Here is a 25,654-nt window from a genome sequence, read left to right on the forward strand (position 1 = left end):
TCCCTTGTGTACCCCGGAGACGACGATGCACGAAGTGCTGATCACTGGACTGGGTGCGATCTCGCATCTGGGCTGCGGCGCGGACGCCTTCTGGCACGGACTACAGCGTGCCGAGAGCAGTCCCAACAAGGTCATCGATCCCCACGCCCATATGCCCATCCCCCTGATGTACTCCGTGCCCGAGCCACCGGTCGTGGACGTACCGCTCGACGGGGGAGACAGCCGGGTTCCGTTGGGGCTCGCCTCTCGGTACGCCATCGAGGGGGCGCGGCAGGCGCTCGCGGACGCTGGCCTCGGCGAGGTGCCCACCGACCGGACGGCGGTGGTCATCGGGACCGGGATGGGCGATTCCGGGTTGCATGAACAGTGGCGTACACAAGGGCGCCCCGAGGGCGATCAGTGGGTGCCGGTGTTCTCGGTGGCGTCGGCGCTCGGCGCGTGGCTGGGCGCCGAGGGCCCGGTCACCAGCATCAGCAACGCCTGTGCGGCCAGTGGGTTCGGGCTGTCCGCCGCGGCGGATCTGATCCGTACCGGGGTCGCGGACGTGGTGGTCGCCGGTGGCGCCGAGGCGTACTCCCGGGTGGCGTTGGCCTGCTTCAACCGGCTGGGGGCGGTGGACCCGGAGCGGTGCCGCCCCTTCGACGCCCAGCGCGGGGGCACGGTGTTCGGCGAGGGCGCCGGGATCATGATCCTGGAGTCGGCCGAACACGCTCGGGCCCGTAACGCCCCACGTGTCTACGCCGAACTCGCCGGTGAGGGGTGGAGCTGCGACGCCCACCACGCCACCGCTCCGGAACCCGCGGGGACCCAGATCGTCCGGGCCATGCGGGCGGCGCTGGAGCAGGCGGGTGCCACCGCCGACGAGGTGGGGTGTGTGGTGCCGCACGGCACCGGCACGGAGTTGAACGACGTGGTCGAGAGCCGGGCACTGCACTCGGTGCTCGGCGACCGGGCCGGCGAAACCCCGCTCTACAGCCTCAAAGCCCTGGTGGGGCATACCGGCGGCGCTGCCGCCGCGCTGGGCGCGGTCGCCGCGGCCCTGGTGCTGCACCACCGGTCGGTGCCGCCGAACCGCCCGGTCGAGGAGTTGGAGCCGGCCTGCGAGGTATGGCTCCCGGAGGTCGCCACCCCGCTTCAGGGCCGCTTCGCCCTCGTCAACGCCTACGCGTTCGGCGGCAACAACGTATCCCTCGTACTGAAGGAGGCCGGCGTATGACCGCCCCGTACGGCTCAACCGCCAGCGGTGCCGCATTGGTGGTCTCGGGCATCGGGGTGGTGACCCCGTGGACCGACCAGCCGGAGAAGGCGGCCGTCAGCGACCGGCCGGCCGTGCCGGGGCAGTGGTTCGACCACCGGACGCGGCTGGGGCCGCGCGGCTACAAGTATCTGCCTCCCGCCTCCCAGTTCTTCCTGGCAGCGGCCAAGTACGCGCTGGTCGACGCCGATGACGACCCGGCCCGGCACCCGGCCGAGCAGCGCGGTGCCGCGGTGGGCACCAACAGTTCCGCGGTGGCCCTGCACGACGGTATGGACCGGACGGTGCTGGAGGAGAGCGCCGATGCGCTCAGCCCGGTCGCGGCCCCGTACTTCTCGATCAACCTTTTCGGTAGCCGGCTGGCGACCGAGCACGGGTTGAAGGGGTTCAATCTCACCCTCACCACTCCTCGGGTCGCCGGGCTTGAGTCGCTGGAGACCGGGGCCCGTGCGGTGGCCGCGGGGCGGGCGACCTGGCTGCTCGCGGGTGCCACGGAGGAGGCGTTGCCCGAGGAGCAGCCAGGTCATGGGAGCTCCGAGCGCGGAGCGGTGGCGCTGGTGCTGGAGCCGGCCGACGCGGTGCGGGCGCGCGGCGGGCGCGCGTACGGCCGCTGCCAGGTCAGTAGCCATTTCCTCGCCCCCGCATCGGCGGCGTCCGCCGAGGGTCCGGAGCGGGCGCGTCGGCTGATCGACCGGGGGCTGGCCGGCTGGGGCGGAGCGGCGCTCGGTGAGGCCGGCGCACCACGGGTGATCGCCGTGGTCGACGGCTCGGCGGTGGGACGTGCGGTGGTGAGCGCAGTGGGCCCGAGCGCCGCCGTAGCGGCGGCCGGGGCGGGCGCCTTGGAACCGCTGCTCCAGGTCGCGGCCGCGCTGACGGAGTTGACCGCGCCCGTGCTGGTGGTGGCCTCCGCGCCCGGCGGCAACCTCTCCCTCGCCCTGCTCACCCCGGCGCCCTGACGCCTCGGGCCGCTCGGGGACACCACGCGACCACCATTCATCGGATACGAAGCGAGACTGCCATGACCACACCACTCACGGACACCTGGTGCCTGATCCTCGGGGCCTCCAGCGGCATCGGACTGGCGAACGCCCGGGCGCTGGCCCGGGAGGGCGTCCATGTCCTCGGGGTGCACTTCGATACCGCCGAGGGGCAGGAGAAGGCCGGGATCGCGGTGGAGGAGCTGCGTTCGGCCGGGGTCCAGGCGCACTTCTTCAACGCCAACGCGGCCAGCGCCACCACCCGCGCCGAACTGGTGCCCCAGTTCGTCGAGCTCACCGGCGGCAGGCCGCTGCGGGTGGTGCTGCACTCGCTGGCCTTCGGCACCCTGCTGCCGTACCTCCCCGTTGACGGCGCCCCGGCCATGAGCTCACGCCAGATGACCATGACGCTCGATGTGATGGCCCACTCGCTCGTCTACTGGGCCCAGGCCCTCGCCGAGGCCGGGCTCCTCGGCGCCGGCTCCAAGGTCTTCGCGATGACCAGCGCGGGTGACCAGAAGGTCACCGCCAACTACGGCGCGGTCTCCGCCGCCAAGTGCGCGCTCGAATCCCATGTACGGCAGCTGGCACTGGAGTTGGCGCCGCGCGGGGTGGCCGTCAACTCGATCCGGGCCGGGGTCACGGTGACCCCGTCGCTGGAGCGGATTCCGGAGCACCGCGCGCTGATCGAACTGGCCACCCGCAACAATCCACACGGCCGGCTGACCCTCCCCGAGGACGTCGCCGAGGCCGTCGTCACCCTCGCGCGCTCCGACTCCTCCTGGATCACCGGCAATGTCATCGGGGTCGATGGCGGCGAAGCGCTGACGTCGTGATGGATTCGGAGGTGAAGGAGCCGGCCGCCGGCGGCCCTGCGGCCACCCGGCTGCTGCGCACGATGCTGAGCGCGGTGCCGTCGGCCTGCGCCGGGGTGTCGCTGGCCGCCCGCCACGCATTCGAGCTCTACCACCCCAAGGCGGCTCCCCCGGGCCGAACTCCCGCGGAGAAGGGGATGCCCGTACGTGATCTGCGGGTCACCACCACCCGCGACCGGGTGGAGCTCAAGGGCTGGGTGGTGCCTGGCACCGGTCCGCACACGGTGGTGATCTGCCATGGCATGGGGCGTACCCGCTCCAGTGTGCTGGGCCATATCAAGCTGCTGCACGAGGCCGGTTACCACGTCGTCGCCTACGACATGCGCAACCACGGGGAGAGCGGACGGGAGGGGAGGTACGGGAGCATGTCCGACCGCTATACGAGCGACCTCGCGGATGTGATCGCGGCGGTGCAAACGGACCCCGAGCTCAATCAGGGCGCACTGGCCCTGGTCAGCTTCTCCTTCTCCACCTGGGTGGCGCTGCATGTCCTGGGCCGGCTCTCGACCCCCGTCGCGGCGGTGATCTGTGACAGCGGTCCGATGGACAACACCAAGGCCGGGCTGTGGCACTTCGCCCGGCTGCGGCGCAGCGCGCTGCCCGCGCGGCTGCGGGACGGGGTGGGCTTCGCGGTCTACCGCCGCTTCTTCGCCTGGTTCTGTCTGCACATGCTCGCCGTGCGGAACTGGCCGCCGAGGCTGGACGGTGTGTCCACCCGGCTGATGTTCATCGCGGGGGGCGAGGACCCGGTGGTCCCCGCCGAGCAGGTGCTGTCGGTGGCCGCCCGCTATCCCCGCGCGGAGCGCTGGACCGCTCCCCACGCACTCCATATGAACGCACTGCGTTTCGACGCCGATGAGTACCGCACCCGGGTCCTCGGATTCCTGGCCGACGCCTTCACCGCGGCCACCGGGACGAGCGCGTCGAAGGAGGCGTTCGATCGTGGCTGAGTATCTGCTCGTCGAGTCCCAGGGGCGATACGCCGGCCCCGGCTCACAGGACTTCCTCGGTGACGCCGTACGGCTGGTCGAGTCCGGTCACACCGTGACGGTGCTGCTGATCGAGAACGGGGTGACCGACGGCATCGGCTCGGTGTCGGACCCGTTGGGGCGGCTGATCGACGCGGGAGCGCGGGTGTGGGTGGACGGCTTCTCGCTGGAGCAGCGGGCGGTGCTGGCGTCGCGCCTGCGTCCAGGGGTGCGTCCGGTGGGGATGGACGAGGTCGCGGAGCATCTGCTGCGGCCCGGTGTGCAGGGAGTGTGGCACTGAGATGGATACCGCAAAGAGCAGGGAACTGCCGCGTGCGGATGTGCTCATCGCCATCATGGGGGCGCCCCACACCGGAGACCTGGTGACCTCGGCGTTCCGGCTGACCCAGGCACTGCTGGAGCGCGGGGCCTCGGTCCACCTGTGGACCTGCGGCAACGCGACCCGGCTGACGCAGCTGTCGCTGGGGGACGACAAGCCGCGCAACTTCGTGGACTGGGCCCGTGCCTATCCCACGACGGCGACCCTGGCCACCGAGCTGCTGTCGACGTTCCCCACCACCTTGCACTGGTTCGCCTGCCGGTTCTGCAGCCAGGAGCGCGGGGCGGACGCCCATGTCCCCGGCATCAAGCTGCGGCCCCCGTTCAAGTTCACCGACCACCTGGAGGCCACCGACAAGTCGTTCTTCCTGGGGGTGTGCTGACCATGGCCGACACCGGACGCCGTCTGCTGATCATCGAGCGCGCCTATCGGGGCTCGGTGGAGACCCAGTTCGCCGATGTGCTGTATTTCGTACGCGAACTCAACCGCCAGCAGGGCGGGATGGACATCCTGCTGCGCGGCCTCGCGGTCACCTTCGCCGCGGCCCACCCCGCCCCCGTACCGGCGCTCCGGATCGCCGGGCGGCGACTCGACACCCTTCCCGACCCCCGGGAGACCATCCGCACCCTGGTCTCGGAGGGAGCCGGGGTATGGGCACAGGACAGCGCCCTGGCCGAGTTCGAGACGGGCCCCGATTGGCTGCAGAAGGGCGTGCGGCGCGCGAGCGACGCCACCTTCCCCGACTGGGCCGGCTATCTGAGCGTCCACTTCCTGTGATCCGGCGTCTACCGCGCGGTCCATCGCCCCCTGGTCCGCCCCTGCCAGCGGTCCCTCTGCCTCCCTGGCGAAGCTCCCGCCCGGGCACACCGGCGGACAGGGCCAAGGCCCGTCAGCGGTACGCGGGAACGCATCGGGTCCGGGCGTCGGGCGACCGCGACCGGGGTTCCCACCCCGGAGTCCGGCCCAGGCAACCGCACCCAACGACACAACCGGACCCATCCAAGCAACCGATCAGAACAACCGAGAGGAGCACCGCGCCCCATGGCCTCCACCACCACCGCCGTCCGAGGACCGCTCATCACCGCCTGGTCCGTCGTCTCGCCCTACGGCCTGGAGAGCGCCCAGTTCGCGACCGGTCTGACCAGCGGTAGAACCACCGCGGCCCCCCTCGACCAGGCCATCTGGTCCGCCCCTGTGGACACCGCCTGCCTGGTCCCGGACTTCAGCCCACCCGCCGTACTCGGCCGCAAGGGCACCCGCTCCATGGACCGGGTCACCGGTCTCGCGGTGACCGCCGTGGGGCAGTTGCTGCGGGACTCCGACGGCGAGCGCATCGCGGGCGTCGGCGATGACGCCGCCCTGGTCCTCGGCACCAACACCGGTAGCGCGCAGAGCATGATGGACTTCACCCGCGACTCGCTGGTGCAGGAGAAGCCGTTCTTCGTCGACCCGATGCGCTTCCCCAACACGGTGATGAACTGCGCGGCCGGCCAGTGCGCCATCTGGCACCAGCTCAAGGGCCCCAACACCACCGTCGCCGGGGGCAGGGCATCCGGTCTGCTCGCCCTCAACTACGCGCTACGGCTGCGGAAGTCGGGCCGGGCCAGGACGGTGCTGTGCGGGGCGGTCGAGGAGTTCTCCGCGGCCCGCGCCTGGTTGGAGGTGCACACCCGACGCGAGGATGAGGCCGACTGCGTCCTGGGCGAGGGCGCCGCCGTACTGCTGCTGGAGTCCGCCGAGGACGCGAGCGAGCACGGCCGCACCGGGCTCGCCGAGGTGCTCGCCCTGGAGTTCGGTGTCTTCCACACGGACGACCAGGTCGCCCCGGTGCTCGCCGCCAGCATCCGACGGGCCCTCGACCGCTCCGGGGTGCGGCTGGACGAGATCGCACTCGCCGCCGACTCCCAGGCACACGGAATACGCGGGGTGGGCGAGCGGGCGGCGCTACGGGAGGTCCTGGGCGGCCACTGCCCCGAGCGCATCGCCTGCGCCGAACCGATCGGGGACACCCACGCGGCCTCCGCGACCTTCCAGATCGCGGCCCTGCTCACCGCCGCCCAGGCGGCCGGCGGAATGACCGGCTCGGTGGGACTGGTCGTCTCCGTCGACCGGGACGGGGTCGTGGGCTGTGCCGTACTGCGGCTCGGCTGAGCGACGCACCGAACCGCGGGAACCAAGCGCCGAGAGGAAGGCAGGGACATGAGCACCGAAGCACCCCGGGTGGGACTGCTGTTCCCCGGGCAGGGCGCACAGCGCCCGGGCATGGGCGAGGCATGGCGTGACTGCGCCTCCTGGGACCTGGTCCCGAGGGTCTCCGAGATTTCGGGCGTCGACATCGAGGAGTTGCTGCTCACGGCCGATGAGCAGACGCTGCGCCGTACCGACCTGGCGCAGCTGGCGATCTTCACCACCTCGCTGATGGCCCACCGAGAGGCGTCGGCGCGGGGCGTTCTGGGCGAGGTGGTCTGCTACGCGGGCCACAGCCTGGGCGAGTATGTCGCCCTGACCGCGTCGGGGGCACTGCCGTATGAGGACGCGGTGCGTCTGGTGGTGGCCCGCGGCCGGGGCATGCGGGAGGCGGCCGAGAACCAGTCGGGCACCATGGCCGTACTGCTGGGCGCTCCCCTGGAGAGCGTCGAGGAGGCCGCCTCGACGGTCCGTGCGGGCGGCCCGGGAGTGTGGGTCGCCAATATCAACTGCCCCGGCCAGGTCGTGTGCTCCGGCACCCCCGAGGGGCTTGAGCGGCTCGCGGAGCTGGTGGTGGCCCCCGGGGTGAAGGTGGTGAGCATCCCGGTCGGCGGCGCCTTCCACAGCCCGCTGATGAGTCCCGCCGCGGATGACCTCGCCAAGGCGCTGACGGATGCCCGCTTCGCCGCCGCCCATGCGGCGGTCGTCGCCAATGTGGACGCCAGCGCGCACTCAGGTGCCGACGACTGGCCGGATCTGATGATTCGTCAACTGACCTCCCCGGTGCGCTGGGAGGAGAGCGTACGGGTCCTGATCGGCGAGCTCGGCTGCACGCGGCTGCTGGAACTCGGGCCCGGCACCACCCTGACCAGTCTGCTGCGCCGCATCGACAGGAGCGTGTCGGCGACCGCGCTGAACAGCGCGTCCGCCATCGCCGCACTCGCGCACTGAGCGCCCTCACCGACCACCCGAACTGATCACCCACCCACTGCTGCGAACCCCGTAGCACCCTTCACCAAGGAGAGACCGCATGTCTGACACCACCGGTACCGTCGCCCTTGAACGCGAAGACCTCCGTGTGACCATCGCCGAGGTCCTCGACGTCGACGAGGTCAAGGTCACCGACGAGGCCCACTTCGTCAACGACCTGGGCGTGGACTCCCTGATGGCCCTTGAGGTGATGGTCGTCCTGGAGAAGAAGTACAAGGTCAAGCTCGGTGAGTCGGAGCTGAAGGAGGTCACCTGCCTGCAGAAGGCGTATGACCTGCTCGACGCGAAGCTCCAGGCCGCCTGATGGCGCCGCTCGCAGCAGGCCCGGTGCGGGCCTTCCCCGAGATCTCATCCGAGCCCGGCGCCCCGCTGCGCACCACCGTCCAGGTCCATGCGGACGAACGGGTCTTCCCCGGCCACTACCCCGGTTTCCCGATCTTCCCCGGGGTCTGTGTGGTCGAGCAGGTGCGCCGCAGTGCGCTGGCCACCGTTCCGGCGGACGCGGGCAAGGTGATCGTGCGGGCGATCGAGTCCACCCGGTTCCTCTCCCCCGTCTTCCCCGGGGATCGGCTGACCGTCGAACTGACCTGGTCACCACGGGGTGAGGCCTGGCGGTGTGAGGCGGTCGCGGCCACCGAGCGGGGCCGGGCCGCGACCGTACGGCTGCGGCTGGTGGCCGCGCCGGAGCCCTCGACCAGCGCCGAACCCCATGGCACCGCCCCGGTCGCCGTGGACGGGCCGTCGACCCAGGAGAGGAAGGCCCCGTGCTGACGATCAGCGCGATCAAGAAGGTGCTGCCGCACCGCTATCCGATGCTGCTGGTGGACCGGGTCGATGAGCTGGTCCCGGGCGAGCGGCTGGTCGCGGTCAAGGCGATCACCTGCAACGAACCCTGGTACCAGGACCTCGCGGAGGACGCGGGGGACGAGGAGCACGCCTATCCGCAGACGTTGCTCATCGAGTCCTGGTGCCAGGCGGCCGGTGTGCTGGCGGCGTGGGACAAGCCCAACCCGGATGTGATGTCGGGCCAGGTGATGCTCTTCGGCAGCATCTCGGACGTCGTGCTGCACCGGCCCGTGCTCCCGGGCGAGGTGCTCCAGCACCGGGTGCGGCTGGTACGCGCCCTCAGCGACACCGTGATCTTCGAAGGCGAGTGCTTGTCCGACGGCGAGACCGTGATGGAGGTGGGCCGCGTCGTGATGGCGATGCGTCCGGCCGAGGAACTCACCGGCGCCCTGCCGGCCGCACCCGCGCCGGTGGGCGCCGGTGCCCACTAGAAGGAGTTGGAGATGGACGAGACATCGGCGGATGTGCGCAAGGTCGCCCTGGTCACGGGCGGCACCCGGGGCATCGGCCGGGCCACCGTGCTCCGGCTGGCCCAAGACGGCCATGACGTCGCCTTCTGCTACGCCTCACGACCCGATGCCGCGCTGGAGTTGGAGAAGGAGGTGTCCGAACTCGGCGTCCGCGCCTTCGCCCAACGTACGGATGTGTCGGACCCGGATGCGGTACGGGCCCTGGTAGCCGAGATCGAGGAACGGCTCGGCACGATCGATACGGTGGTCACCTCCGCCGGCATCGTCCGTGACCAACCGCTGTTGATGATGTCGGACGACGACTGGCAGCGGGTCCAGCGGGTGAACCTGGACGGCACGTACCACGTCTGCCGTTCGGTGGTCTTCGAGATGATGAAGCGCAAGAGCGGCTGCATCGTCAACATCTCCTCGATCGCCGGTGTCTACGGCCACGCCACCCAGACCAACTACTCGGCGTCCAAGGCCGGCATCATCGGCTTCACCAAGGCGCTCGCCAAGGAAGTGGGCCGCTACGGCATCCGCGCCAACGCGGTCGCCCCCGGCTTCATCGACACCGATATGACCTCCGCCCTGCCGGACAAGGTCCGGGCACAGGCGGTCAAGGACATTCCGCTGCGCCGGCTCGGCCGCCCCGAGGAGGTCGCCGACCTGGTGTCCTACCTGGTCGGCGCCGACTATGTGACGGGTGCCGTGTTCCAGATCGACGGAGGTCTCGTTGTCTAGGGTGACCGGGCGGCCGAAGCAGCCGCCCAGGTTCTACTTCTCCCTGCGCAGCCCCTACTCCTGGATCGCCTACCGGGATCTCACGGCCGGCCATCCGGACCTCGCGGGGGCCCTGGAGTGGCGGCCGTTCTGGGAACCGGACGCGACCAGTGCCGACGCCCTGACCGAGGCCGGCGGTGACTTCCCGTATGTGGCGATGTCCCGCGAGAAGCATCTGTACATCCTCCAGGACGTACGGCGGTTGACCCGCGCGCGGAAGCTGGAGATGAGCTGGCCCCTCGACCGGGACCCCGTCTGGGAGGTTCCGCATCTGGCCTGGTTCATCGCGGCGGACGCGGGGCTCGGACGGGAGTATGTGGACCGGGCGTATCGGGCGCGCTGGCAGGAGGGGCGCGATATCTGCGACCCGGTGGTCATCGGGGAGTTGGCGATCGAACTCGGACTGCCGGCGGACCGGATGGCCGGCGCGGCGCAGGACGCCGGGCTGCGCGCGCGGGGGGTTTCGGCGCTGCTGGACGTCCATCGCGACGGGGTGTTCGGGGTGCCGTTCTTCGTTCACCGGTACGACAAGTTCTGGGGTACGGACCGACTCGCGGCCTTCGCCGAAGCGGTGGGGAGCACTCGCCCCGCCGGGCCGGTGGACGATCAAGGGGCCGTAGGCGCACCGCAGTTCGCGAGTAGGGTGATGGGGTCGGCCGACGGGGGACACGCCGGCGGCTGCGGCTGAAACCGATGTTGCGGAGCGGGCATGGACCGCGGTACCCAGAGGGGGAGACAGGTGCAGAACGACCCGACCTATCAGCGGGCCGGAACGCCAGGGCACTCAGAGAGCACGGCGAGCCCAGAGGCCTCACCGGCCCCGGAGACCTCGGGGGGTTCTGTCACGAGACCGAGGGTTCGCCGCGGCTCGCTGCTGCACCGGGTGCTGGCGACGCCCGCGTTACCGGCGGCACCGGTCTATGGCGCACTGCTCTCCTATCTCGTCTACCACCCGCCCCGGCGCCCCCATCACCGGCATCCCAAGGACTTCGGGCTGCCGGTGGAGGAGGTGTGGGTGCAGTTGCCCGGTGGGCGCCGAAAGCTGCACATCTGGCTCTGCCGGGGCGGGACCGACCGGGTGGTGGTCGTCGGGCACGGCATCGGCCTGAGCAAGTCGGCCAGTCTGGCGCAGGCGGCCTTCCTCCATGAGGCGGGTTACACGGTCGCCCTGTTCGACCATCGAAACCACGGTCTGAGCGACTCGGACAAGGCGTTCTGGGGCCTGAGCGAGCGCCACACCGATGATGTGGTCGCCGTTGTGGACAGCCTGCGGGCGATGCCCGAGTACGCACAGGCGCGTTACGCGGTCTACGGGTTCTCCTTCTCCACCTTCCCCTCGCTCTATCTGCTGAAGCGGGCGGGCTGTCCGGTGGAGGCGATCGTCTGCGACAGCGGTCCCGCGCTGGAACTGCGTCCGCTGTTCCAGAACTTTCTGCGGGCCAAGGGCCTCCCGGTACCGAAACCCCTGCTGCACCAGCCCTCCTGGTCGGTGCTGACCTCGGTCTTCTCCCGGCTGGGCACGGCCATGCTGCAAGCGCAGTGGCCGCCACCGGCCACCGATGGCTATCTGCGGACGCCGGTGCTGATCCTGGCCGGTGAGGATGACTCGATCATCCCCGTCGAGGGTGCCAAGGCGCTGGCCGCCCGCTATCCCCTGGCCGAGGTCGAGGTACTGCCCGGTACCGAGCACCTCCAGGGCATCAAGACGGACCCCGAGCACTACCGGGGCACGGTCCTCGCCTTCCTGAAGCGGGCACTGGGCGAGTGAGGGACTCGGGAACACCACGGGTGTGGGGCGCCCGGCCGGATGAGCTGGCCGCCTCCTACCCCTGCGACGACCTGCTGGGCCCCGGCGCCGAGCCATGGATGCGCGCGGTCACCGTACGGGCCGACGCGGCCACCACCTTCCGCTGGCTCTGCCAGCTCAAGGTGGCGCCGTACAGCTACGACAGTCTGGACAACCTCGGCCGCCGCAGCCCCCGGAAGCTCTCTCCGGGGGCCGAGGAACTGGCGGCCGGGCAGCGGGTGATGACCATTTTCGAACTGGTCTCCTTCGAGACCGACCGCCATCTGACGCTGCTGCTCACCACTCCTCGGGCGGTGCGGCTCTTCGGGGACTTCGCCCTGACCTATGCCGTGCTGCCCGAGGGCGCGGACAGCACCCGACTGGTGGTGAAGATGGTCGTGGGCCGGCGTCCCGGAGTGCTGGGCGCTCCCCGGATGAAGATGATGGCCTGGGGAGATCTGCTGATGATGCGGCGCCAACTGCTGACGCTGCGCGATCTCGCGGAGGGCGGGACCAAGCCCTGACGGGCTCATTCCGGTCGGCCGCGCTGGCAACTAACTGCCAGAGTGCCGGGGAAAGTTGACCTCCCTTCGACACGCCGTCAACGATCGGACGACAGCGTGCAGCGCCCCACAGCGAGAGGTCTACCCGTGGTTCAGTCGATGGCAGGACAGGACCCGGATCGGGTTGCTCCCGACCAGGCGGCGGAGGAACCGAGTAGACGCCGTTGGTTCGCCCTCGCCGTACTGGTCCTGGCCCAGCTGACCGTCTGGCTCGACAACACGATCCTCAATGTGGCGCTGAAGACCCTCGCCGACCCCGACGAGGGTCTGGGCGCCACCACCAACGAGTTGCAGTGGAGCATCAGCTCCTACACGCTGATCTTCGCGGTGATGCTCTTCAGCGGTGGGGTCCTGGGCGACCGCTACGGCCACCGCAGGCTGCTGCTGGCGGGCACACTGATCTTCGCGGCCTCCTCCTTCTGGGCGGGTACGAGTAGCAGCCCGGCCGAGCTGATCACGGCCCGCGGGGTGATGGGGGTGGGCAGCGCACTGATCATGCCGGCGACACTGTCCCTGATCGCCGCCGTGTTCAACGCCCGCGAGCGGGCCATGGCCATCGCGATCTGGTCCGGCTCCAGTGGACTGGCCATCGCGGCCGGACCGCTCGTGGGCGGCGCTCTGCTGGAGCGCTTCTGGTGGGGCTCGGTCTTCATGGTCAACGTCCCGTTGGCGGCGATCACGGTGATCGGTGCGGTACTGCTGCTGCCGCCCGCCCGCAACGCGATCCGCACCTCACTGGACCCACTCGGTGTGCTGCTGTCCACCACGGGCCTGGGCGCGGTGGTCTACGGACTGATCGAGGGCGGCCACCGCAGTGAATGGACCAGTCCGGCCGTACTGGGGTCGATCGCCGGCGGCCTTGTGGTGCTCGCGGTCTTCGTCCTGGTGGAGCTGCGGGTGGCCACTCCGAGCCTGGATGTCCGCCTCTTCGGCAACGCCCGGTTCACCGGTGCCACGATCTCCGTGATGCTGACCTTCTTCAGCCTGTCGGGGTCGATGTTCTACACCGCCTTCTACCTCCAGGGCGTACGGGACCAGACCCCCTTCGAGGCAGGCCTCAACCTGGTTCCGGTGGCGATCGGGGTGCTGCTGGGCGCCCCGGTCTCGGCGGCCCTGGTCCGCAGATTCGGTCTCGGTCCGGTGGTGAGCCTGGCCATGACGGTCGCCGCGGGGACCTTCCTCGCCTATGTCTGGCTCGACCAGGACACGGCGATGTCGTACTTCTGGCTGCTCCTGCTGGTGCAAGGGGCCGCGATGGGCGCGGCGATGGCACCCACCACCGAAGCGGTCATGTCGGTACTGCCCGAGGAGCGTACGGGCGCGGGCTCGGCGGTGAACAACTCCATGCGGCAGATCGGCGGCGTACTGGGCGTCGCCGTACTCGGCTCCCTGCTCACCAGCACCTACAGCTCCGACATCGAACCGCGGTTGGCCGGGCTCCCGGAGCCGGCCGCCGACACCGCGAAGGAGTCGGCCGAGGCCGCCCGGCAGATCAGTCTGGAACTGAAACTGCCCGAACTGCTCGCGGCGGCCGATGACAGCTTCCTCCACGCCATGCATGTCACGGCGGTCGTGGGCGGAGTCGTCGCGGCGCTGGGTGCGGTGGTGGTTCTGGTGGCGTTCCGCAAGTCACCCTGAGCCAGCGGGCGCCGGCCCCGCTCGCTGATCCCTCCGCTCCGGGGATCACAGGGTGATCGCGGCAAGGGGCCCATGCCCCTCGCCCCGCCCCGCCCCGCCCCGCACCGGCGGTACGCGGGCACACTCCCTTCGGCGACGAACACCGCTGCCCGTGTGAGGGCGACGTTTCCCGCTCGTACCGCGGGAAACACCCCATCAGCAGGGCGTGGGAGACCTGGTGCCCATGGCGACCGTCTCCGGCCCCTGAAGAGTCTTCCCAACAGTTCACAGCAGCGGATCCGCCCGATCCGGGGCCATCGGCCATCATCATCCTGCCGGAATGGCAGCCAGTTGCCCGATCGCCGATCGTGTCGCTTCTCCCCACTATATTCACCTCTCGCAACGCGCCTTGGATGTGAATTACACGGGGAAGGAATGGGAATGCCGAACAGCACCAGCACGCCCGTTTTGCCAGTTCCACGACTCAAAGGCCGCAGGCTCTTCGGAAACACGCTTGATTTCAAGAAGGACCGGCTGGAACTCTTCCAGCGGACCTTCGCGGAGTGCGGGGACATCGGGATCTATACGATCGCCGGTCAGGACTGCTACCTCGTCAACTCCATCGAACTCTGCCATGAGATTCTGATCCAGAACGGGAGCCTGTTCGAGAAGACCGATCGCTTCCGCTCCTTTGCCCGACCGCTGCTTGGCGACGGGTTGCTGACCGCCACCAATGAGGAGCACAAGCGAAACCGAAGGCTCATTCAGCCGCGCTTTCGCACGGCGGTGGTCCGCCACTCCGCTGACATCACCGCGCAGGTCTCCCGGGCCGTGGTGGCGGGATGGAAGGACGGCGATGTCATCGACGTGCGGCGGGAGATGGTCCGGCTCGTCCTTGGCGTCGTCGGCCAGAACCTCTTCAGCCGAGACATCCTGGATGAGGCCAATGACCTCGGCAACGCCCTGACCGACGCCATCCACGGTTTTGACTCCCAGGCCAGCGCGCTGATCCCCCTGACCATCGAATGGCCGACACCGGCGAATCTGCGCTACCGCAAGGCCATCGAACGCTTGGAGAGCACCTTCCACGCCTTCCTGGCGGAGCGCCGCGCCCTGGCGGACAAGCCCGACGACTGGCTGACCCTGCTTCTGGAATGCGCCTATGACGACGGCACGGCGCTGAGCGACCAGCAGATCCGGGACGAGGCATTGAACATGTTCATGCCCGGCCACGAGACCACGGCGACGGCGCTCACCTGGAGCCTCCATCTGCTGTCCCGGCACCCCGAGTGCCATGAGCGACTCATGGCCGAGTCGGACCGGGTCCTGGCCGGTAGGCCCGCCACCGGGGCCGATCTGGAGCGGCTACCGTACGCACTTCAGGTGTTCAAGGAGGCCATGCGGCTCTATCCACCGGTCTATATGTTCTCGCGGCAGGCCACCACCGATGTCGAGGTGGGCGGCCATCGCATCCCAGCGGGCGCGTCGGTCGTCTTCAGCCCCTACGCACTGCATCGGCGCGCTGACTACTTCCCGGACCCGGAACGCTTTGACCCGGACCGTTTCGAGTCCGAGCGCGAGGCGGAGCTACCGCGCCACGCCTATATGCCGTTCGGTGCCGGGCACCGCGTCTGCATCGGCAACCACCATGCCCTGCTGGGCGGGCAGGTCGCCCTGGCCACCCTCGCCGGCCAGGCGCATCTGACCTCGGTGCCGGGGCCGTCCCCGGTCATGGAACCCATGGTGACCCTACGGCCGGCGGGCAACCTCTTGATGAAGGTCACCCGCCGCTCCCCCGTGCCCGCGGTCCCCACCGCCCCGAACCCCTCCGCGAACGGCGCGACCGCACCCCGGGGATGCCCCTACGCCCACTGACGACAACGCTCCCCAGACTCACCACCGCGGCGCGGTCCGGGGACCGGCCCGGCGTCGGCCTCCGCGGCCTCATGGTTGGTTGCGGAGGCCGGCGTCGCGGTTCGGGGCAGATTGCCGCACCGCCCTGAGCCGCACCGCGGAAGCATCGATCGGGGCATTCCCCCGCCCCCCGGAACGCTCCCCTGCCCCATCCCGGACGCCGTCCATGTCAGCCGGTGGCCAGGCCGCCCCTCAGAAGTCCGCCAGGAGTTCGCGGGCCAGAGCCTCACCCCACCACCGCTCCACCCGGTCCGGGTCCCACCCGCGTTCGCCGGTGAGCGTGGCGTAGACATCGATGTTGCACAGGGCGGCATAGACGTCGATGGCCATCCGCACATCCAGGTCTCCTCGCAGAGTCCCGGCCGGCCAGGAAGAGAACACCTGGAGCCGGGTCTCATCGCCACGGGCCCGTCCATCGCGGTAGGCCGTGGAAAGCTCCGGCTCGGTACGGCCCGCCTCACGCAGCAGGGTGATCACATCACCGGCCCGCTCGAACAGCCGTCGGTCATAGCCGACCATCGCCGCGAGTTGACCGGTGGGGGTGGCCGTTGGCGCCTCCAACTCGGCCAGCATCCGATCGATTTCGGCTGACAGATCGGCGGCATCCGCGAGCGCTCGGACCAGCCCGGTCTTGTTGCCGTAGGCCGAGTAGACCGTTGGCACGGAGACGCCTGCCTCGCGCGCCACTTCGCGCACGGTCGTCGCAGCCCAGCCCCGGGCGACGAAGAGCCCGCGCGCGGCACGGGCGATGTCGGTCCGGGTCTGCCGCGCCTGTGCCGCGCGGCGCAGCGAGTCGTACTGCCGTCGGCCCGCTGAAGCCTCCACCCTGGGCACCCCTCATTCATTTGCCGCCAGCTACATTCAATACATGTTACCTACCTTCAATGCGGTGTCCGCCATGGGTTTCCCCCGGATCTCCGGCTTTGCCGCCCTGGGCTTCGCCGGCCTGATCACGCTGGGCAATGTGATCGCGGTACCCGCCGGACTTCCGGCCGCGGGTTCCGACACCGACCTCGATGAGATATCCGCGTTCTTCGCCGAGCAGAGCGCGATCGTCGGGGCTTCCTCAGCGCTCACTCCCGCCGCTTGGGTGCTCGCCACACTCTTTGGCGCAGGCGTGGTCTCCGTCCTGTGGCGGGCCGAACTCCACCGGAGAGAGGCGTGGTCACTGGTCGGCTTCGCCGGACTGATCCTCCAGAACGCGGCGTTCTCCGGACTCATCGCCATCCGCCTGGCCCTCACATCGACCGCTGATGACGGCACCGCGGCCGTGGTCACGCTCTGGGCACTGTACGAAGCACTCTTCGCACTCAACGGAACATTTCTGGCACTGGCTCTCATCGGTCTGTCCGTGGGCGGTCGGCGTGCCGGTCTCAGCCGCCCGCGGCACGCCCGACTGGGCCTGGTGTCGGCCGCGCTGCTCTTCCTCTCGGCCACCCTGACATCGCTGTTCATCGGCCAGGAAAGCCTCTTCGGCCTGCTCGGGCTGGCCGGTTGGCTGCTCTGGGTGGCCTGGATCACCGCATACGGCATCACGCTGATCCGGCTGGGTTCGTCCCACGCGCCGACGCGGCGATAGAGCGACGGCCGCTTCCGGTCACCGCCCGTTCAAACACCGCGCCCCCGTCGGATATACCACTCTGGCAGCCGCCGCAAAAGGCCGGAAGTCGCCCTGACACAGACCCTCCTGAAGATCGAAAAGATAGCCTGCGCCGGCGATTCTGATTGATCGTCAGTGTGAGGGGACTCCTGAATGAACCGAATACGCACCGCATTCGCCACGCTCGGCATCACCGCCGGGCTGGTGATGGCCCCGACCGCGAGCGCCGCCCCGCAGCAGTCGGACCAGCCGAAGGCGACCAAGGTCCGGCATGAGCCCTGTACCGGGGAGTTCCGCAATGACGCGCGGCTCGGCCCGAAGTGGCTGCCGAAGAAGAACCAGGCGCCGGTGGGCCCGCTACTGAAGGGGTACAAGCGGACGGGCGCACTGGCACCGTCGGCCTTCCTCAAGAAGTACTGGGAGGGACCGGCGGACTCCGGCGGCTGGAAGTACCCGCCCAACGACGGCTTCGGCGAGGTCAACGGTGAGATCGACAAGGAGCCGACCAAGCTGCGGCCCGGCCAGCGTCTGGACCGTTTCGGTTCGGAGTTCGGCAGCTACCTCGCCCCGGCGGGTGACGCGTACTCCGAGCGGGCGCTACCGCCGCAGAACCTCAACACCCGGGATGCGGCGGTGGCCTGCGACTACCGCGTCTACAAGGTCGCCAAGCCGTTCTGGGTGTGGCAGGGGAGCATCGCACCGTGGTTCGAGCAGCCCGGAGGCGGTCAGCAGATCAAGTTGGACCCGGTGTTCCTCAACCCGGGGCAGGACCAGCGGCTTAATGTGAAGTGGCTGCTGGAGCGCGGCTATCTCACATCCGTGGCCTCCTAGCGCCCTCGTGAACCGCCGAGAGGTACGGGCCGCGCTGAGTGCGGCAGGAGTGGCCGACGGCTACTACCGCATCGAGGGGGTTCATGAACCGGTCCCCACGCCACCGGACTTCCTGTTCCTACGGAAGGGCCCGGACGGGGCGTGGGAGACCGGAGCGTATGAGCACGGTGCGTACGAGGTGATGGCTCGTCACACCAGCGAGTCCAAGGCCTGTGCCCATCTGCTGCTACTCGCCACCTGACAGTCCTGAGGAGACCGCTTCGGAACCGCTCGACGGTGGGGAGACCCCGTCGAGCGGTCGTTGGCGAAGCGCGCTCGTGGCGCCGTGTGCCCGTGGGGTGCGGATGCCCCACGGGCGCGCGAGCGGTTGACCGGAGCGGAACGAGGGGTAACTCGTCCATGGCCGCGGGCACTTCCCCCCGGTGGCGGTTGGCCGGGGTTCGGCGCGTTGGGGTCATTCAGCGCACGGATGAGGCGGCGGATGCCAACCGCTCGGATGTAGGCGCGGGAACCGCATACCACTCCGGAACACCTCGTGCCGATGCAGGAGACCTATTCGGTCACACCTCGAACCGGACGGCTTCCATCGCACGGGCCTGCCCTACGGTGCCCACCTGAGTGGACTCAGCCCACGGCTTCCACCCCTGCCAGCCGAGGTTGCTCAGGTGCGCATTGCCTCTGACCGGTCTGTTGCTGGTGATCGCGACTTCCAGTGCCTCGATCGGTCGGTTCTGTCCCGTGGTGCCGACGGTCAGCGCCTGTCCGTCGGGACGACACTGCCATGCCTGCCAGCCCACACCGGCCACATGCGCGCGGGCGCAGACCCCGCCGACGCCGGCGGTCGCGATGGTGAGCGCCTCCATATGGCGCGCCTGTCCCACGGTGCCCGCGTCGGTTCCGTTGCACGCGGTGAAGTTCTGCCAGCCGACGTTCTGCACATGCGCCTGGTAGCAGATGCTCCCGAAGGCGGCGGCAGCGCTCTTGGCACTGGCGACGACACTCGGCGTGGTGCTTGCCGCGGCGGCCGATCCGGCCCCGGCGACGGTACCAGCGGCGGCGAGCGCTAGGGCGCTGAGGAGTACGGACAGGGGCTTGCGCATGTAAACACACCTTTGGGGTTGACGATACGGAGTCAGACGGGTGCACGGACGAGGACCGTGCAACGACTCGCTATCCGGTGGTCGCCCGGAGTGGAGCGGGACTGATGTTCTGGGGACCCACGAGGAACCGTCAATGGGGCCTGAGTTACGGAAGGTATAGCGTGGCGCGAATGGGGCCAGTGTTACGAGTGTGAATGTCCGATACTCGTTCCCCCCAACCGCCCAGGGGCCCTCCAGGCCCTAGCGGAGGAGAAGTTGAACCGGTCGTTCCGCCGTTCCGGGGCAGGGGTCGCGGATCCCCAAGGTCGGGGCGGTGTGGCACCTGGGAGAGATCCAGTCAGCCAATTGACACGTGCGTCCACAGGGGCTCACCGACGACGGATATGCCTCCGGCCTACCCGAGACAGAAGGTGCGCCCTGCACCCACACCTAGGTGATGGAAAGTTGGCCGATTGCATTCGCTAACTCGACTGCGTAGAAAAGGCGTTGCGCCCAGCCACTCCCACCGCCGGCAGCCGACTGCCACTGCCTCTTCCGCTCAAGTCCGGAGCCCGCGGCTTGGGGTGCACATCAGGCGCCCACTCGGGTTGCCGTTGCATCGCGGAGTGAGACGAGGCTGGGCGGCGAGCCGTCGACCCGCGGGGGCTACGCACCCGCCCGCCACCCGACTTCACGCTGGGAATCCGGCGCAGTAGGTCACTTTTGCCACTCCTCGGCGGCTTCGGTGGCGGCCTAGCGTAAGGACAGCTGCTTTGACCTGCGAAGACCATCTCATCGATGCGGGCCTGCACCATCCGAGTGCGTCCATCGGGCGCATCCCCACGGAGCCGCGACCGGCTCGACAACGGAGAGAGCGCACCGTGACCAAGGTCTTCCTCGCCCTGCATGTGGTGGCCGCGATCCTGGCCGTGGGACCGGTCGCCGTCGCGGCCAGCATGTTCCCACCGGTTCTGCGCCGGGCCCAGGCGGAACCTGGCAGCACGGCGACTTTGGCGACACTGCGGGTCTTGCATCGCATCTGCCGGGTGTACGCGGGCGTTGGCGTCGCCGTGGTCGTCTTCGGGCTCCTCACCGCCCAGAGCCTGGGAGTGCTCGGCGATGCCTGGCTGATCGCCTCGATGGTGCTGACCGCGGCCGCGGCGGTGATGTTGGTGGTACTGCTGCTGCCCCAGCAGGAGAGTGGCCTGGCACTCGTGGCGGAGGCGACGTCCGAGACCGCTCCCGTCGCCACGGACCACCGGGCCGGGGCCCGACTGGCGATGGTGACCGGTGTCTTCAATCTCCTCTGGGTGACCGTGACCGTTCTGATGATCGTCCGGCCGGGTTCCACCACCGGAGGCTGACCCGATCCACGCAACCGTCACCCAGCCGCTGGTCCCCTCCTCCTCGGGAGCCCACGCTCCATCCGTCGGCCCCTCGCACGGGGATCAACCGAAACCCCACTGACCCCGGATACACCTCCCGGAGCTGGCCTGAATGCAGCTATCCGCTAGCTTCTGGCCATGACTCTGGTAGCGGTACTCGCACTCGACGGCGTCGTCCCCTTTGAGCTGTCGGCGCCCGGCCAGGTCCTGGGTACGGCCAATGACGCCCTGGGCCGCCCCCACTACGAGGTGCGGATCTGTGCTCCCAGGAGAGAGGTGCGCACGGCGGCTGGTCTGGGTGAGTTTCGGCTCGGTACCGACGGGGGGCTGGAGGTGTTGGCCGAGGCGGACACCGTCGTCATCCCCGGGCATGCGGGCTCGCTGGACGTTCCACCCGCCGAAGTGGTCGAAGCACTCCGAGCGGCGAGTGCCCGGGGAGCCCGACTCGCCTCGGTATGTGTCGGGGCCTTCACCCTTGCCGCCACCGGGCTGCTCGATGGACACCGGGCCACCACCCATTGGATGTTCGCCGCTGAACTCGCCCGCCGCCATCCGGCGGTGGAGGTGGACGACAACAGCCTCTACATCGACAATGGTTCGCTCATCACCTCGGCCGGAGTGGCCGCCGCGCTCGATCTCTGTCTGCACCTCGTCCATCGGGACCTCGGCGCGGCCATCGCCGCCGCCACCGCCCGCCGTATTGTGATGACCCTCCAACGGGACGGAGGGCAGAGCCAGTTCATCGATCACTCACATCCGGTGGAGCGCCGCTCCACCCTCCAACCAACGCTGGAGTGGATGGAGAGCCGACTCCATGAACCGCTGTCACTCGACGATGTCGCCCGTCATGCCGCCATGAGCATCCGCAGTCTCAATCGCCACTTTCGGGCCCAGACGGGCACCACTCCCCTTCAATGGCTGCTGCGGGCCCGGGTGAACCGTGCCCAACAGCTTCTGGAGAGCGGTGCGCTCCCCGTACAGCGCATCGCCATCGAGACCGGTTTCGGCGCGGTTTCCACCTTCCGTCAGCACTTCACCCGGCACACCGGGGTCTCCCCCCAGGCCTACCGGGCGGCGTTCCGCTCCCCTGACTCCCGTTGACTGCCCAGGCCCGGCGGGCCTGGTGCTCCGTTGTGGCCCCAGGGGCCGCCCAGTCCGCCGAGCGGCAGTCCCGCCCCCGCCGAACCTAGCCCTCCGCTGAGTCCCCACCCGGTGTCACGGCGGTGAGCACCCAGAGGCGGTGGTCCCAGCCGATGTCACGGCGGTCCCGGGTGGTCAGCCCCGCACGCTCGACCAGTTCGTCCAACCGCTCGACCGAGCGCACCCCGGAGCCAAAGGCACACTTGAGGCGCAAGTGGTGGAGAGTCGCGTCGATGTCATCGGTGTCGGCGGCCGTGACCTGCTCCACCATGATCAATTCTCCGTCGCTGGAGAGCCCGGCCGCCGCCTCGGTGAGCATCTGTACGGCGTCGTCGTCCGGCAGCCGGTCCAGCAGGTGGGAGACCAGCACGGTGTCACCACCGCGCGGCACCTGCCCGCTCTGCGGCACCAAATCGACGCGTGGCAGCACATCGGTGTCCAGGATCTGCTCCTTGAGCAGCCGCAGTTGCGAGGGCACATCCGCGATCCGCACGGTGAGCTCGGGGAACGCCTTGAGCAGGGCGTTGACCACCGAGCCCACACCATGGCCGGCCGCGGTCAGGGTGGTCACCGATGACCAGTCGTAGCCGCCGACCACTCCGGGCGCGACCCAGAGGGTCTCCTCCTCGATCGCGGCGCGGGCGGAGTTCCCCAACCGGGCATCGTCACGCATCGCCTCGGCCAGGGGCTGCCCGGCGAGGGTCCGATAGCCGGCGGCTCCCGTGCGGACCGTGTGCAGCAGCCCGGCGAGCGCGATGTCCATTGCCGCCTGCGCACCCGAGAGGTCGTACTCCTCGGCGGAGTGGTCGTCCTCGACGAGTTCCTCACTGATCGCGGTGAGGTGGTAGCCGTTGTCTTCGAGGGCGAACACATCGATCGCCACCAGGTACGACATCAGTGCGGCCAGGGTCGAGGGGTCGGACGCACTGCGGCGCGCCAGTTCGTCGAGGTCGCGGACACCGCTGTGGATCAGATCGACCAGACCGAGGGTGACCGCCGTTCTGATCGCGTAGCCGGGTGCCAGATCGGTGAGGTCGTGCAGCCGGTCATGGGCGTCGTCTTCCTCGTCATGCTCATCGGCGGCTGAGTCCGCGCCCGGTGCGTGCGGGGTGCAGCGCCAGTATCCGGTGATGTGGGTGTGGTCGCGCGGCACCTGGCGGTCGGCCGAGAGATGACGGCGAATCCCCTTGAGCGCGCCCGCCTCACCGGCCGCCCAGACGAAGACCGTACCGGGCAGCCACTCCATGCCGCGGACAGCGTCCTCAAGCAGGTTGGTGGTACCGGCAGGTGCACCCTGGCGGGACAGCCAGGTGATCTCGGCGTCCGCCGCGGTCGGCAGTTCCTGGCGGTGACTGTCCTCGCCGACTTCGATCAGCACCCGGGCCCTGGTGCCCGCCGGCATCTCCGCCAGCCATCGTCCGATCGCCGGCAGCGCCGTCTCATCGCCGATGGCGAGCAGCCAGTCGACCCCCGCCGGGTGGCTGTGCGACATCTTCGGACCGGCGATCCAGGTGATGTCACCGGGCTTGGTCCGCTCGGCCCAGGACGAGGCGATGCCGCCCTCATGACGTACGAAGTCAAAATCGATCTCACCCGTTTGCGGGTCAAATCGAATGGGGGTGTAGTCCTTGGCGATCGGCCGGGCCTCAGCGGGCCAGTCCAGGCTGCTGATGTTCTGCCCCGGCAGCACCGGTTCGTTGTCGCCGTCGGCGAAGAAGAACTTCACATGGTCGTCAAAGCCCTCGGTGCGAAGCTGCGGAAGCTCCAGGCCGTTCTTCTGGAAGGCGTGGAGTTGCTCACCGCCCAAGGTGACGCGTCGCATTCCCGGGGTGACATCAGTGACGCGCAGCACGGTCAGTTCCCTGAGCACGATGGGGAAGGTGACTACCGAACGAGGACTGCGGGACATCGCTGCTGCTCCTTAACCGAGGGACCAGATCAGCCTAGGCGCCGATCGGTACGGCCGATCCAACCCGCAGACCCTGGCGTAGCACTGCGCGAACACATCCGCCGCTCGGCCCCCTGTCCCGCCGCTCGGGCCGGGCCCCTCCCCCACCTGATCCGGTACGAAATGCCGCCATGGGTCGCGAGATCGGAAAGGGCGGGCAGGCCCCACGTCCCGAGGCCAGGGGTGACTGACAGGGGTGACTGACAGGGGTGACTGACAGGGGTGACTGACAGGGCCCCTACAGCTTCGATCACTCGCCCTCTGCCTTGGACCGCGGCTCGCCACGCGCTCCTACCGTGGCCGCTGAGCCACTTTGCCCCCGAGGACCCGAGCTCCCACTCCGGAACAGTCGACGAGGACAGCAGCCACCTGTGATATCCCGCGTATTCAACTCATTCCACCGATATCGCTCCTCCTCCCCCGCGTCCCGGTTGCTCTGGCAATCCGTTGTCCAGGCCCGTGCGTTCATCCTGCGGTCCGTCATCTGGGCCACCGTGCGCCAGTGCGCTTTCCTCGCCATGCCCTGGGTCCTCGGCCGGGCGATCGATGCGGGAGTGAAGCAGGGGTCGCCGACCGGGACCGCGGGATACGCCGGTGTGTTCGTGCTGATCGCGGCGGTCGAGTACGCCGGGATACGCGGTTGGCAGCTGTGGACCACCCTCGCCGACGCCCACACCGGGGCCTGGCTGCGTACCCGACTGCTACGGGCGATCCTGGCCATCGACACCGACGTCATGCAGCGTCGCGCCGGCAGTTTCGGCGATCTCACCACCCGCGCCACCCGAGACACCGACGCCATCGTGGTGTGGGTGCACGGGCTGACGGCGTGGGTGGTCATCGCGCTGACCGGGGTGGTTCTGGTGCCGGCGATCGGTGCGCTCGATCCGCTGCTGTTGCTGGTCGCCGCGCTGACCGTACCCGTACTGCTGGTGGTCAACCGGCTGTTCCCGCCGCTGTTCAGTCGCCGGGCCGAGGAACTCTCCGAGGCTCATGGCAGGCGCAGTGCCGCCGCGGAGGAGTTGCTGTCCGCGCTGCTGTCGCTCCGGGGAGTGGGCGCGGACCGGCTGATGGTCGAGCGTCACCACCAGCACAGCGCCAAGGTCACCGCGCACACCATGCGGCTGGCCTCGGTGGGCTCGGTCTGGGAGGCAACGGCGTCCGTCGTGCCGCTGCTCGCCGTTGCCACGGGCCTCCTGGCGGGCGGGCATGCGGTGGTCGACGGGCGGATCACCGTCGGCGCGCTGACCACGTTCGTCCTGTGGATGGGCACGGTCTCCCTCGCCATCAATGTGCTGATCGCCCGGCTCGGGGACCGTACGGAGGCACGCGTCGCGGCCGTACGCATCGCCGAGATCCTGGCACTGGCGCCCGCGCGGAAACCCGCGTCATCCGGGGGAACGGAACAGGGAGTCACCGCCCACCGAGGGGATCTACGGGTCACCGCGCTGACCGTGAGCAGAGAAGGACGCGCTCCCCTGGGGCCACTGGATGTGACCGCGGCTCCCGGTGAGTGGGTCGTCCTCACCGGGGCCACCGGCTCCGGCAAAAGCACTCTGCTACGGGCGATCGCCCAACTCGTCCCCGCTTCGGGCACGGTCGAGGTGGCAGGCGTACGCCTGGATGGACTGGCTGCGGACGAGGTCTTTCGCACCATCGGCTTCGTCCCGGAGGGGCCGCTGCTGCTCCATGGCACCATCACCGAGAATCTGCTGCTCAGCGGGGACCGCCCTCCGGCTCAGGTGGAGTCGGCGGTGCGCGTCGCCGGATTGGATCTGGCGCTGGCCGGGCTGGCCGATGGGCTCGACACCCAGGTCGGCGAGCGCGGTGGGGCGCTTTCGGGCGGTCAGCGTCAGTTGATCACCTTGGCTCGGGCGCTGCTGCGCGACGCCCCCGTACTCCTGCTCGACGATGTCACCTCGGCACTCGACGCCGGAACGGAGGCGCAGGTGCTGGAGCGACTGCGCCGCGCCACCGCCGATCGCGTGGTCGTCTTCGCCACTCATTCGCCCGCCGTCCGTGCACTGGCCGACCGCGAAGTCGTCCTCGCCGACGGCATCCTGGACCGGGGGTCCCTCCATGTCTGAAACACAGCCCGGATCTCCCCGCCTACCCGATACGCGT

Annotated in this window: 27 protein-coding genes; 24 read left to right on the forward strand and 3 right to left on the reverse strand. The window is 69.5% G+C overall.

Going from position 1 to position 25,654, the window contains the following annotated elements:
* Positions 1–25: 25 nt before the first annotated feature.
* The 18 genes from NBG84_RS06310 to NBG84_RS06395 all read left to right on the forward strand — a co-directional run bounded on the left by NBG84_RS06310 (position 26) and on the right by NBG84_RS06395 (position 15,511).
* Positions 26–1,216, forward strand: a complete 1,191-nt coding sequence (locus NBG84_RS06310) for a beta-ketoacyl-[acyl-carrier-protein] synthase family protein (RefSeq protein ID WP_250918276.1) — start codon at positions 26–28, stop codon at positions 1,214–1,216.
* Positions 1,213–2,211, forward strand: a complete 999-nt coding sequence (locus tag NBG84_RS06315; RefSeq protein WP_250918277.1) for a beta-ketoacyl synthase N-terminal-like domain-containing protein — start codon at positions 1,213–1,215, stop codon at positions 2,209–2,211. Before NBG84_RS06310 ends, NBG84_RS06315 begins: the two co-directional genes overlap by 4 nt.
* A gap of 62 nt (positions 2,212–2,273) precedes the next feature.
* The gene (locus NBG84_RS06320; protein WP_250918278.1) at positions 2,274–3,068 is read left to right on the forward strand and encodes an SDR family oxidoreductase; all 795 of its coding nucleotides are present in this window, start codon (positions 2,274–2,276) and stop codon (positions 3,066–3,068) included.
* Positions 3,069–3,079: 11 nt separating this feature from the next.
* Positions 3,080–4,057: an alpha/beta hydrolase gene (locus tag NBG84_RS06325; RefSeq protein ID WP_250918279.1), complete on the forward strand. Its 978-nt coding sequence runs from the start codon at positions 3,080–3,082 to the stop codon at positions 4,055–4,057.
* On the forward strand, positions 4,050–4,376 hold the full coding sequence (locus NBG84_RS06330) for a hypothetical protein (protein WP_250918280.1): 327 nt from the start codon (positions 4,050–4,052) through the stop codon (positions 4,374–4,376). Before NBG84_RS06325 ends, NBG84_RS06330 begins: the two co-directional genes overlap by 8 nt.
* A 1-nt stretch (position 4,377) precedes the next feature.
* Entirely contained in the window at positions 4,378–4,797 is a 420-nt protein-coding gene (locus tag NBG84_RS06335) for a hypothetical protein (protein WP_250918281.1), read from the forward strand.
* Positions 4,798–4,799: 2 nt separating this feature from the next.
* Positions 4,800–5,192: a hypothetical protein gene (locus tag NBG84_RS06340; protein WP_250918282.1), complete on the forward strand. Its 393-nt coding sequence runs from the start codon at positions 4,800–4,802 to the stop codon at positions 5,190–5,192.
* Positions 5,193–5,456: 264 nt separating this feature from the next.
* Positions 5,457–6,566 (forward strand): beta-ketoacyl synthase N-terminal-like domain-containing protein, encoded by a 1,110-nt coding sequence (locus NBG84_RS06345; RefSeq protein WP_250918283.1) that lies wholly within the window; start codon positions 5,457–5,459, stop codon positions 6,564–6,566.
* 48 nt (positions 6,567–6,614) lie between these two features.
* The gene (locus NBG84_RS06350) at positions 6,615–7,553 is read left to right on the forward strand and encodes an ACP S-malonyltransferase (protein ID WP_250918284.1); all 939 of its coding nucleotides are present in this window, start codon (positions 6,615–6,617) and stop codon (positions 7,551–7,553) included.
* Positions 7,554–7,632: 79 nt separating this feature from the next.
* A complete protein-coding gene (locus NBG84_RS06355; protein WP_250918285.1) occupies positions 7,633–7,896 on the forward strand; it encodes an acyl carrier protein in 264 nt (87 codons plus the stop codon).
* Positions 7,896–8,363, forward strand: a complete 468-nt coding sequence (locus NBG84_RS06360) for a 3-hydroxyacyl-ACP dehydratase FabZ family protein (protein WP_250918286.1) — start codon at positions 7,896–7,898, stop codon at positions 8,361–8,363. Before NBG84_RS06355 ends, NBG84_RS06360 begins: the two co-directional genes overlap by 1 nt.
* On the forward strand, positions 8,357–8,869 hold the full coding sequence (locus NBG84_RS06365) for a 3-hydroxyacyl-ACP dehydratase FabZ family protein (RefSeq protein WP_250918287.1): 513 nt from the start codon (positions 8,357–8,359) through the stop codon (positions 8,867–8,869). Before NBG84_RS06360 ends, NBG84_RS06365 begins: the two co-directional genes overlap by 7 nt.
* A gap of 12 nt (positions 8,870–8,881) precedes the next feature.
* The gene (gene fabG / locus NBG84_RS06370; protein WP_250918288.1) at positions 8,882–9,631 is read left to right on the forward strand and encodes a 3-oxoacyl-[acyl-carrier-protein] reductase; all 750 of its coding nucleotides are present in this window, start codon (positions 8,882–8,884) and stop codon (positions 9,629–9,631) included.
* A 1-nt stretch (position 9,632) separates the two neighbouring features.
* Positions 9,633–10,358, forward strand: coding sequence for a 2-hydroxychromene-2-carboxylate isomerase (locus NBG84_RS06375; protein ID WP_250918433.1), 726 nt, complete (start codon positions 9,633–9,635; stop codon positions 10,356–10,358).
* Between the two features lie 195 nt (positions 10,359–10,553).
* Positions 10,554–11,438 (forward strand): alpha/beta hydrolase, encoded by an 885-nt coding sequence (locus NBG84_RS06380; protein WP_250918289.1) that lies wholly within the window; start codon positions 10,554–10,556, stop codon positions 11,436–11,438.
* Positions 11,435–11,980, forward strand: coding sequence for a hypothetical protein (locus NBG84_RS06385; protein ID WP_250918290.1), 546 nt, complete (start codon positions 11,435–11,437; stop codon positions 11,978–11,980). Before NBG84_RS06380 ends, NBG84_RS06385 begins: the two co-directional genes overlap by 4 nt.
* 138 nt (positions 11,981–12,118) lie before the next feature.
* Complete coding sequence (locus NBG84_RS06390) at positions 12,119–13,657, forward strand: MFS transporter (RefSeq protein WP_250918291.1); 1,539 nt, start codon at positions 12,119–12,121, stop codon at positions 13,655–13,657.
* A gap of 420 nt (positions 13,658–14,077) precedes the next feature.
* On the forward strand, positions 14,078–15,511 hold the full coding sequence (locus NBG84_RS06395) for a cytochrome P450 (protein WP_250918292.1): 1,434 nt from the start codon (positions 14,078–14,080) through the stop codon (positions 15,509–15,511).
* Between the two features lie 231 nt (positions 15,512–15,742).
* Here NBG84_RS06395 and NBG84_RS06400 read toward each other — a convergent pair whose 3' ends face one another.
* Positions 15,743–16,375 carry a TetR/AcrR family transcriptional regulator gene (locus tag NBG84_RS06400; RefSeq protein ID WP_250918293.1) on the reverse strand — a complete coding sequence of 211 codons (633 nt, stop codon included), beginning with the start codon at positions 16,373–16,375 and terminating at the stop codon, positions 15,743–15,745.
* 64 nt (positions 16,376–16,439) lie between these two features.
* Here NBG84_RS06400 and NBG84_RS06405 point away from each other — a divergent pair, with 64 nt between their 5' ends.
* The 3 genes from NBG84_RS06405 to NBG84_RS06415 all read left to right on the forward strand — a co-directional run bounded on the left by NBG84_RS06405 (position 16,440) and on the right by NBG84_RS06415 (position 18,222).
* Positions 16,440–17,129, forward strand: coding sequence for a 2-oxoglutarate/malate transporter (locus NBG84_RS06405; protein WP_250918294.1), 690 nt, complete (start codon positions 16,440–16,442; stop codon positions 17,127–17,129).
* Between the two features lie 174 nt (positions 17,130–17,303).
* Entirely contained in the window at positions 17,304–17,981 is a 678-nt protein-coding gene (locus NBG84_RS06410; protein WP_250918295.1) for a glycohydrolase toxin TNT-related protein, read from the forward strand.
* A gap of 7 nt (positions 17,982–17,988) precedes the next feature.
* Positions 17,989–18,222 (forward strand): hypothetical protein, encoded by a 234-nt coding sequence (locus NBG84_RS06415; RefSeq protein WP_250918296.1) that lies wholly within the window; start codon positions 17,989–17,991, stop codon positions 18,220–18,222.
* 319 nt (positions 18,223–18,541) lie between these two features.
* Here NBG84_RS06415 and NBG84_RS06420 read toward each other — a convergent pair whose 3' ends face one another.
* The gene (locus NBG84_RS06420; protein ID WP_250918297.1) at positions 18,542–19,081 is read right to left on the reverse strand and encodes a hypothetical protein; all 540 of its coding nucleotides are present in this window, start codon (positions 19,079–19,081) and stop codon (positions 18,542–18,544) included.
* An 860-nt stretch (positions 19,082–19,941) separates the two neighbouring features.
* On the opposite strand from NBG84_RS06420, the gene NBG84_RS06425 reads away from it, so the two are divergent.
* Both NBG84_RS06425 and NBG84_RS06430 read left to right on the forward strand, forming a co-directional pair.
* Complete coding sequence (locus NBG84_RS06425) at positions 19,942–20,424, forward strand: DUF2269 family protein (protein ID WP_250918298.1); 483 nt, start codon at positions 19,942–19,944, stop codon at positions 20,422–20,424.
* A gap of 159 nt (positions 20,425–20,583) precedes the next feature.
* Positions 20,584–21,546, forward strand: a complete 963-nt coding sequence (locus tag NBG84_RS06430) for a GlxA family transcriptional regulator (protein ID WP_250918299.1) — start codon at positions 20,584–20,586, stop codon at positions 21,544–21,546.
* A gap of 85 nt (positions 21,547–21,631) precedes the next feature.
* On the opposite strand, the gene NBG84_RS06435 is transcribed toward NBG84_RS06430, so the two are convergent.
* Complete coding sequence (locus NBG84_RS06435; protein ID WP_250918300.1) at positions 21,632–23,494, reverse strand: SIP domain-containing protein; 1,863 nt, start codon at positions 23,492–23,494, stop codon at positions 21,632–21,634.
* A gap of 410 nt (positions 23,495–23,904) precedes the next feature.
* Between NBG84_RS06435 and NBG84_RS06440 the strand changes: the two genes are divergently transcribed.
* Positions 23,905–25,617, forward strand: a complete 1,713-nt coding sequence (locus tag NBG84_RS06440) for an ABC transporter ATP-binding protein (RefSeq protein WP_250918301.1) — start codon at positions 23,905–23,907, stop codon at positions 25,615–25,617.
* Positions 25,618–25,654: the final 37 nt, after the last annotated feature.

This window comes from Streptomyces albipurpureus (genome assembly GCF_023701525.1).
Lineage (GTDB): Bacteria > Actinomycetota > Actinomycetes > Streptomycetales > Streptomycetaceae > Streptomyces > Streptomyces albipurpureus.

Excerpts from the sequence above, each read along its gene's own strand:
- NBG84_RS06340 (WP_250918282.1), top strand. The coding sequence starts at position 4,800 with ATGGCCGACACCGGACGCCGTCTGCTGATCATCGAGCGCGCCTATCGG.
- NBG84_RS06345 (WP_250918283.1), top strand. The coding sequence starts at position 5,457 with ATGGCCTCCACCACCACCGCCGTCCGAGGACCGCTCATCACCGCCTGG.
- fabG (WP_250918288.1), top strand. The coding sequence starts at position 8,882 with ATGGACGAGACATCGGCGGATGTGCGCAAGGTCGCCCTGGTCACGGGC.
- NBG84_RS06320 (WP_250918278.1), top strand. The coding sequence starts at position 2,274 with ATGACCACACCACTCACGGACACCTGGTGCCTGATCCTCGGGGCCTCC.
- NBG84_RS06390 (WP_250918291.1), top strand. The coding sequence starts at position 12,119 with ATGGCAGGACAGGACCCGGATCGGGTTGCTCCCGACCAGGCGGCGGAG.
- NBG84_RS06310 (WP_250918276.1), top strand. The coding sequence starts at position 26 with ATGCACGAAGTGCTGATCACTGGACTGGGTGCGATCTCGCATCTGGGC.
- NBG84_RS06360 (WP_250918286.1), top strand. The coding sequence starts at position 7,896 with ATGGCGCCGCTCGCAGCAGGCCCGGTGCGGGCCTTCCCCGAGATCTCA.
- NBG84_RS06435 (WP_250918300.1), bottom strand. The coding sequence starts at position 23,494 with ATGTCCCGCAGTCCTCGTTCGGTAGTCACCTTCCCCATCGTGCTCAGG.
- NBG84_RS06335 (WP_250918281.1), top strand. The coding sequence starts at position 4,378 with ATGGATACCGCAAAGAGCAGGGAACTGCCGCGTGCGGATGTGCTCATC.
- NBG84_RS06395 (WP_250918292.1), top strand. The coding sequence starts at position 14,078 with ATGCCGAACAGCACCAGCACGCCCGTTTTGCCAGTTCCACGACTCAAA.
- NBG84_RS06315 (WP_250918277.1), top strand. The coding sequence starts at position 1,213 with ATGACCGCCCCGTACGGCTCAACCGCCAGCGGTGCCGCATTGGTGGTC.
- NBG84_RS06410 (WP_250918295.1), top strand. The coding sequence starts at position 17,304 with ATGAACCGAATACGCACCGCATTCGCCACGCTCGGCATCACCGCCGGG.
- NBG84_RS06355 (WP_250918285.1), top strand. The coding sequence starts at position 7,633 with ATGTCTGACACCACCGGTACCGTCGCCCTTGAACGCGAAGACCTCCGT.
- NBG84_RS06350 (WP_250918284.1), top strand. The coding sequence starts at position 6,615 with ATGAGCACCGAAGCACCCCGGGTGGGACTGCTGTTCCCCGGGCAGGGC.
- NBG84_RS06420 (WP_250918297.1), bottom strand. The coding sequence starts at position 19,081 with ATGCGCAAGCCCCTGTCCGTACTCCTCAGCGCCCTAGCGCTCGCCGCC.
- NBG84_RS06430 (WP_250918299.1), top strand. The coding sequence starts at position 20,584 with ATGACTCTGGTAGCGGTACTCGCACTCGACGGCGTCGTCCCCTTTGAG.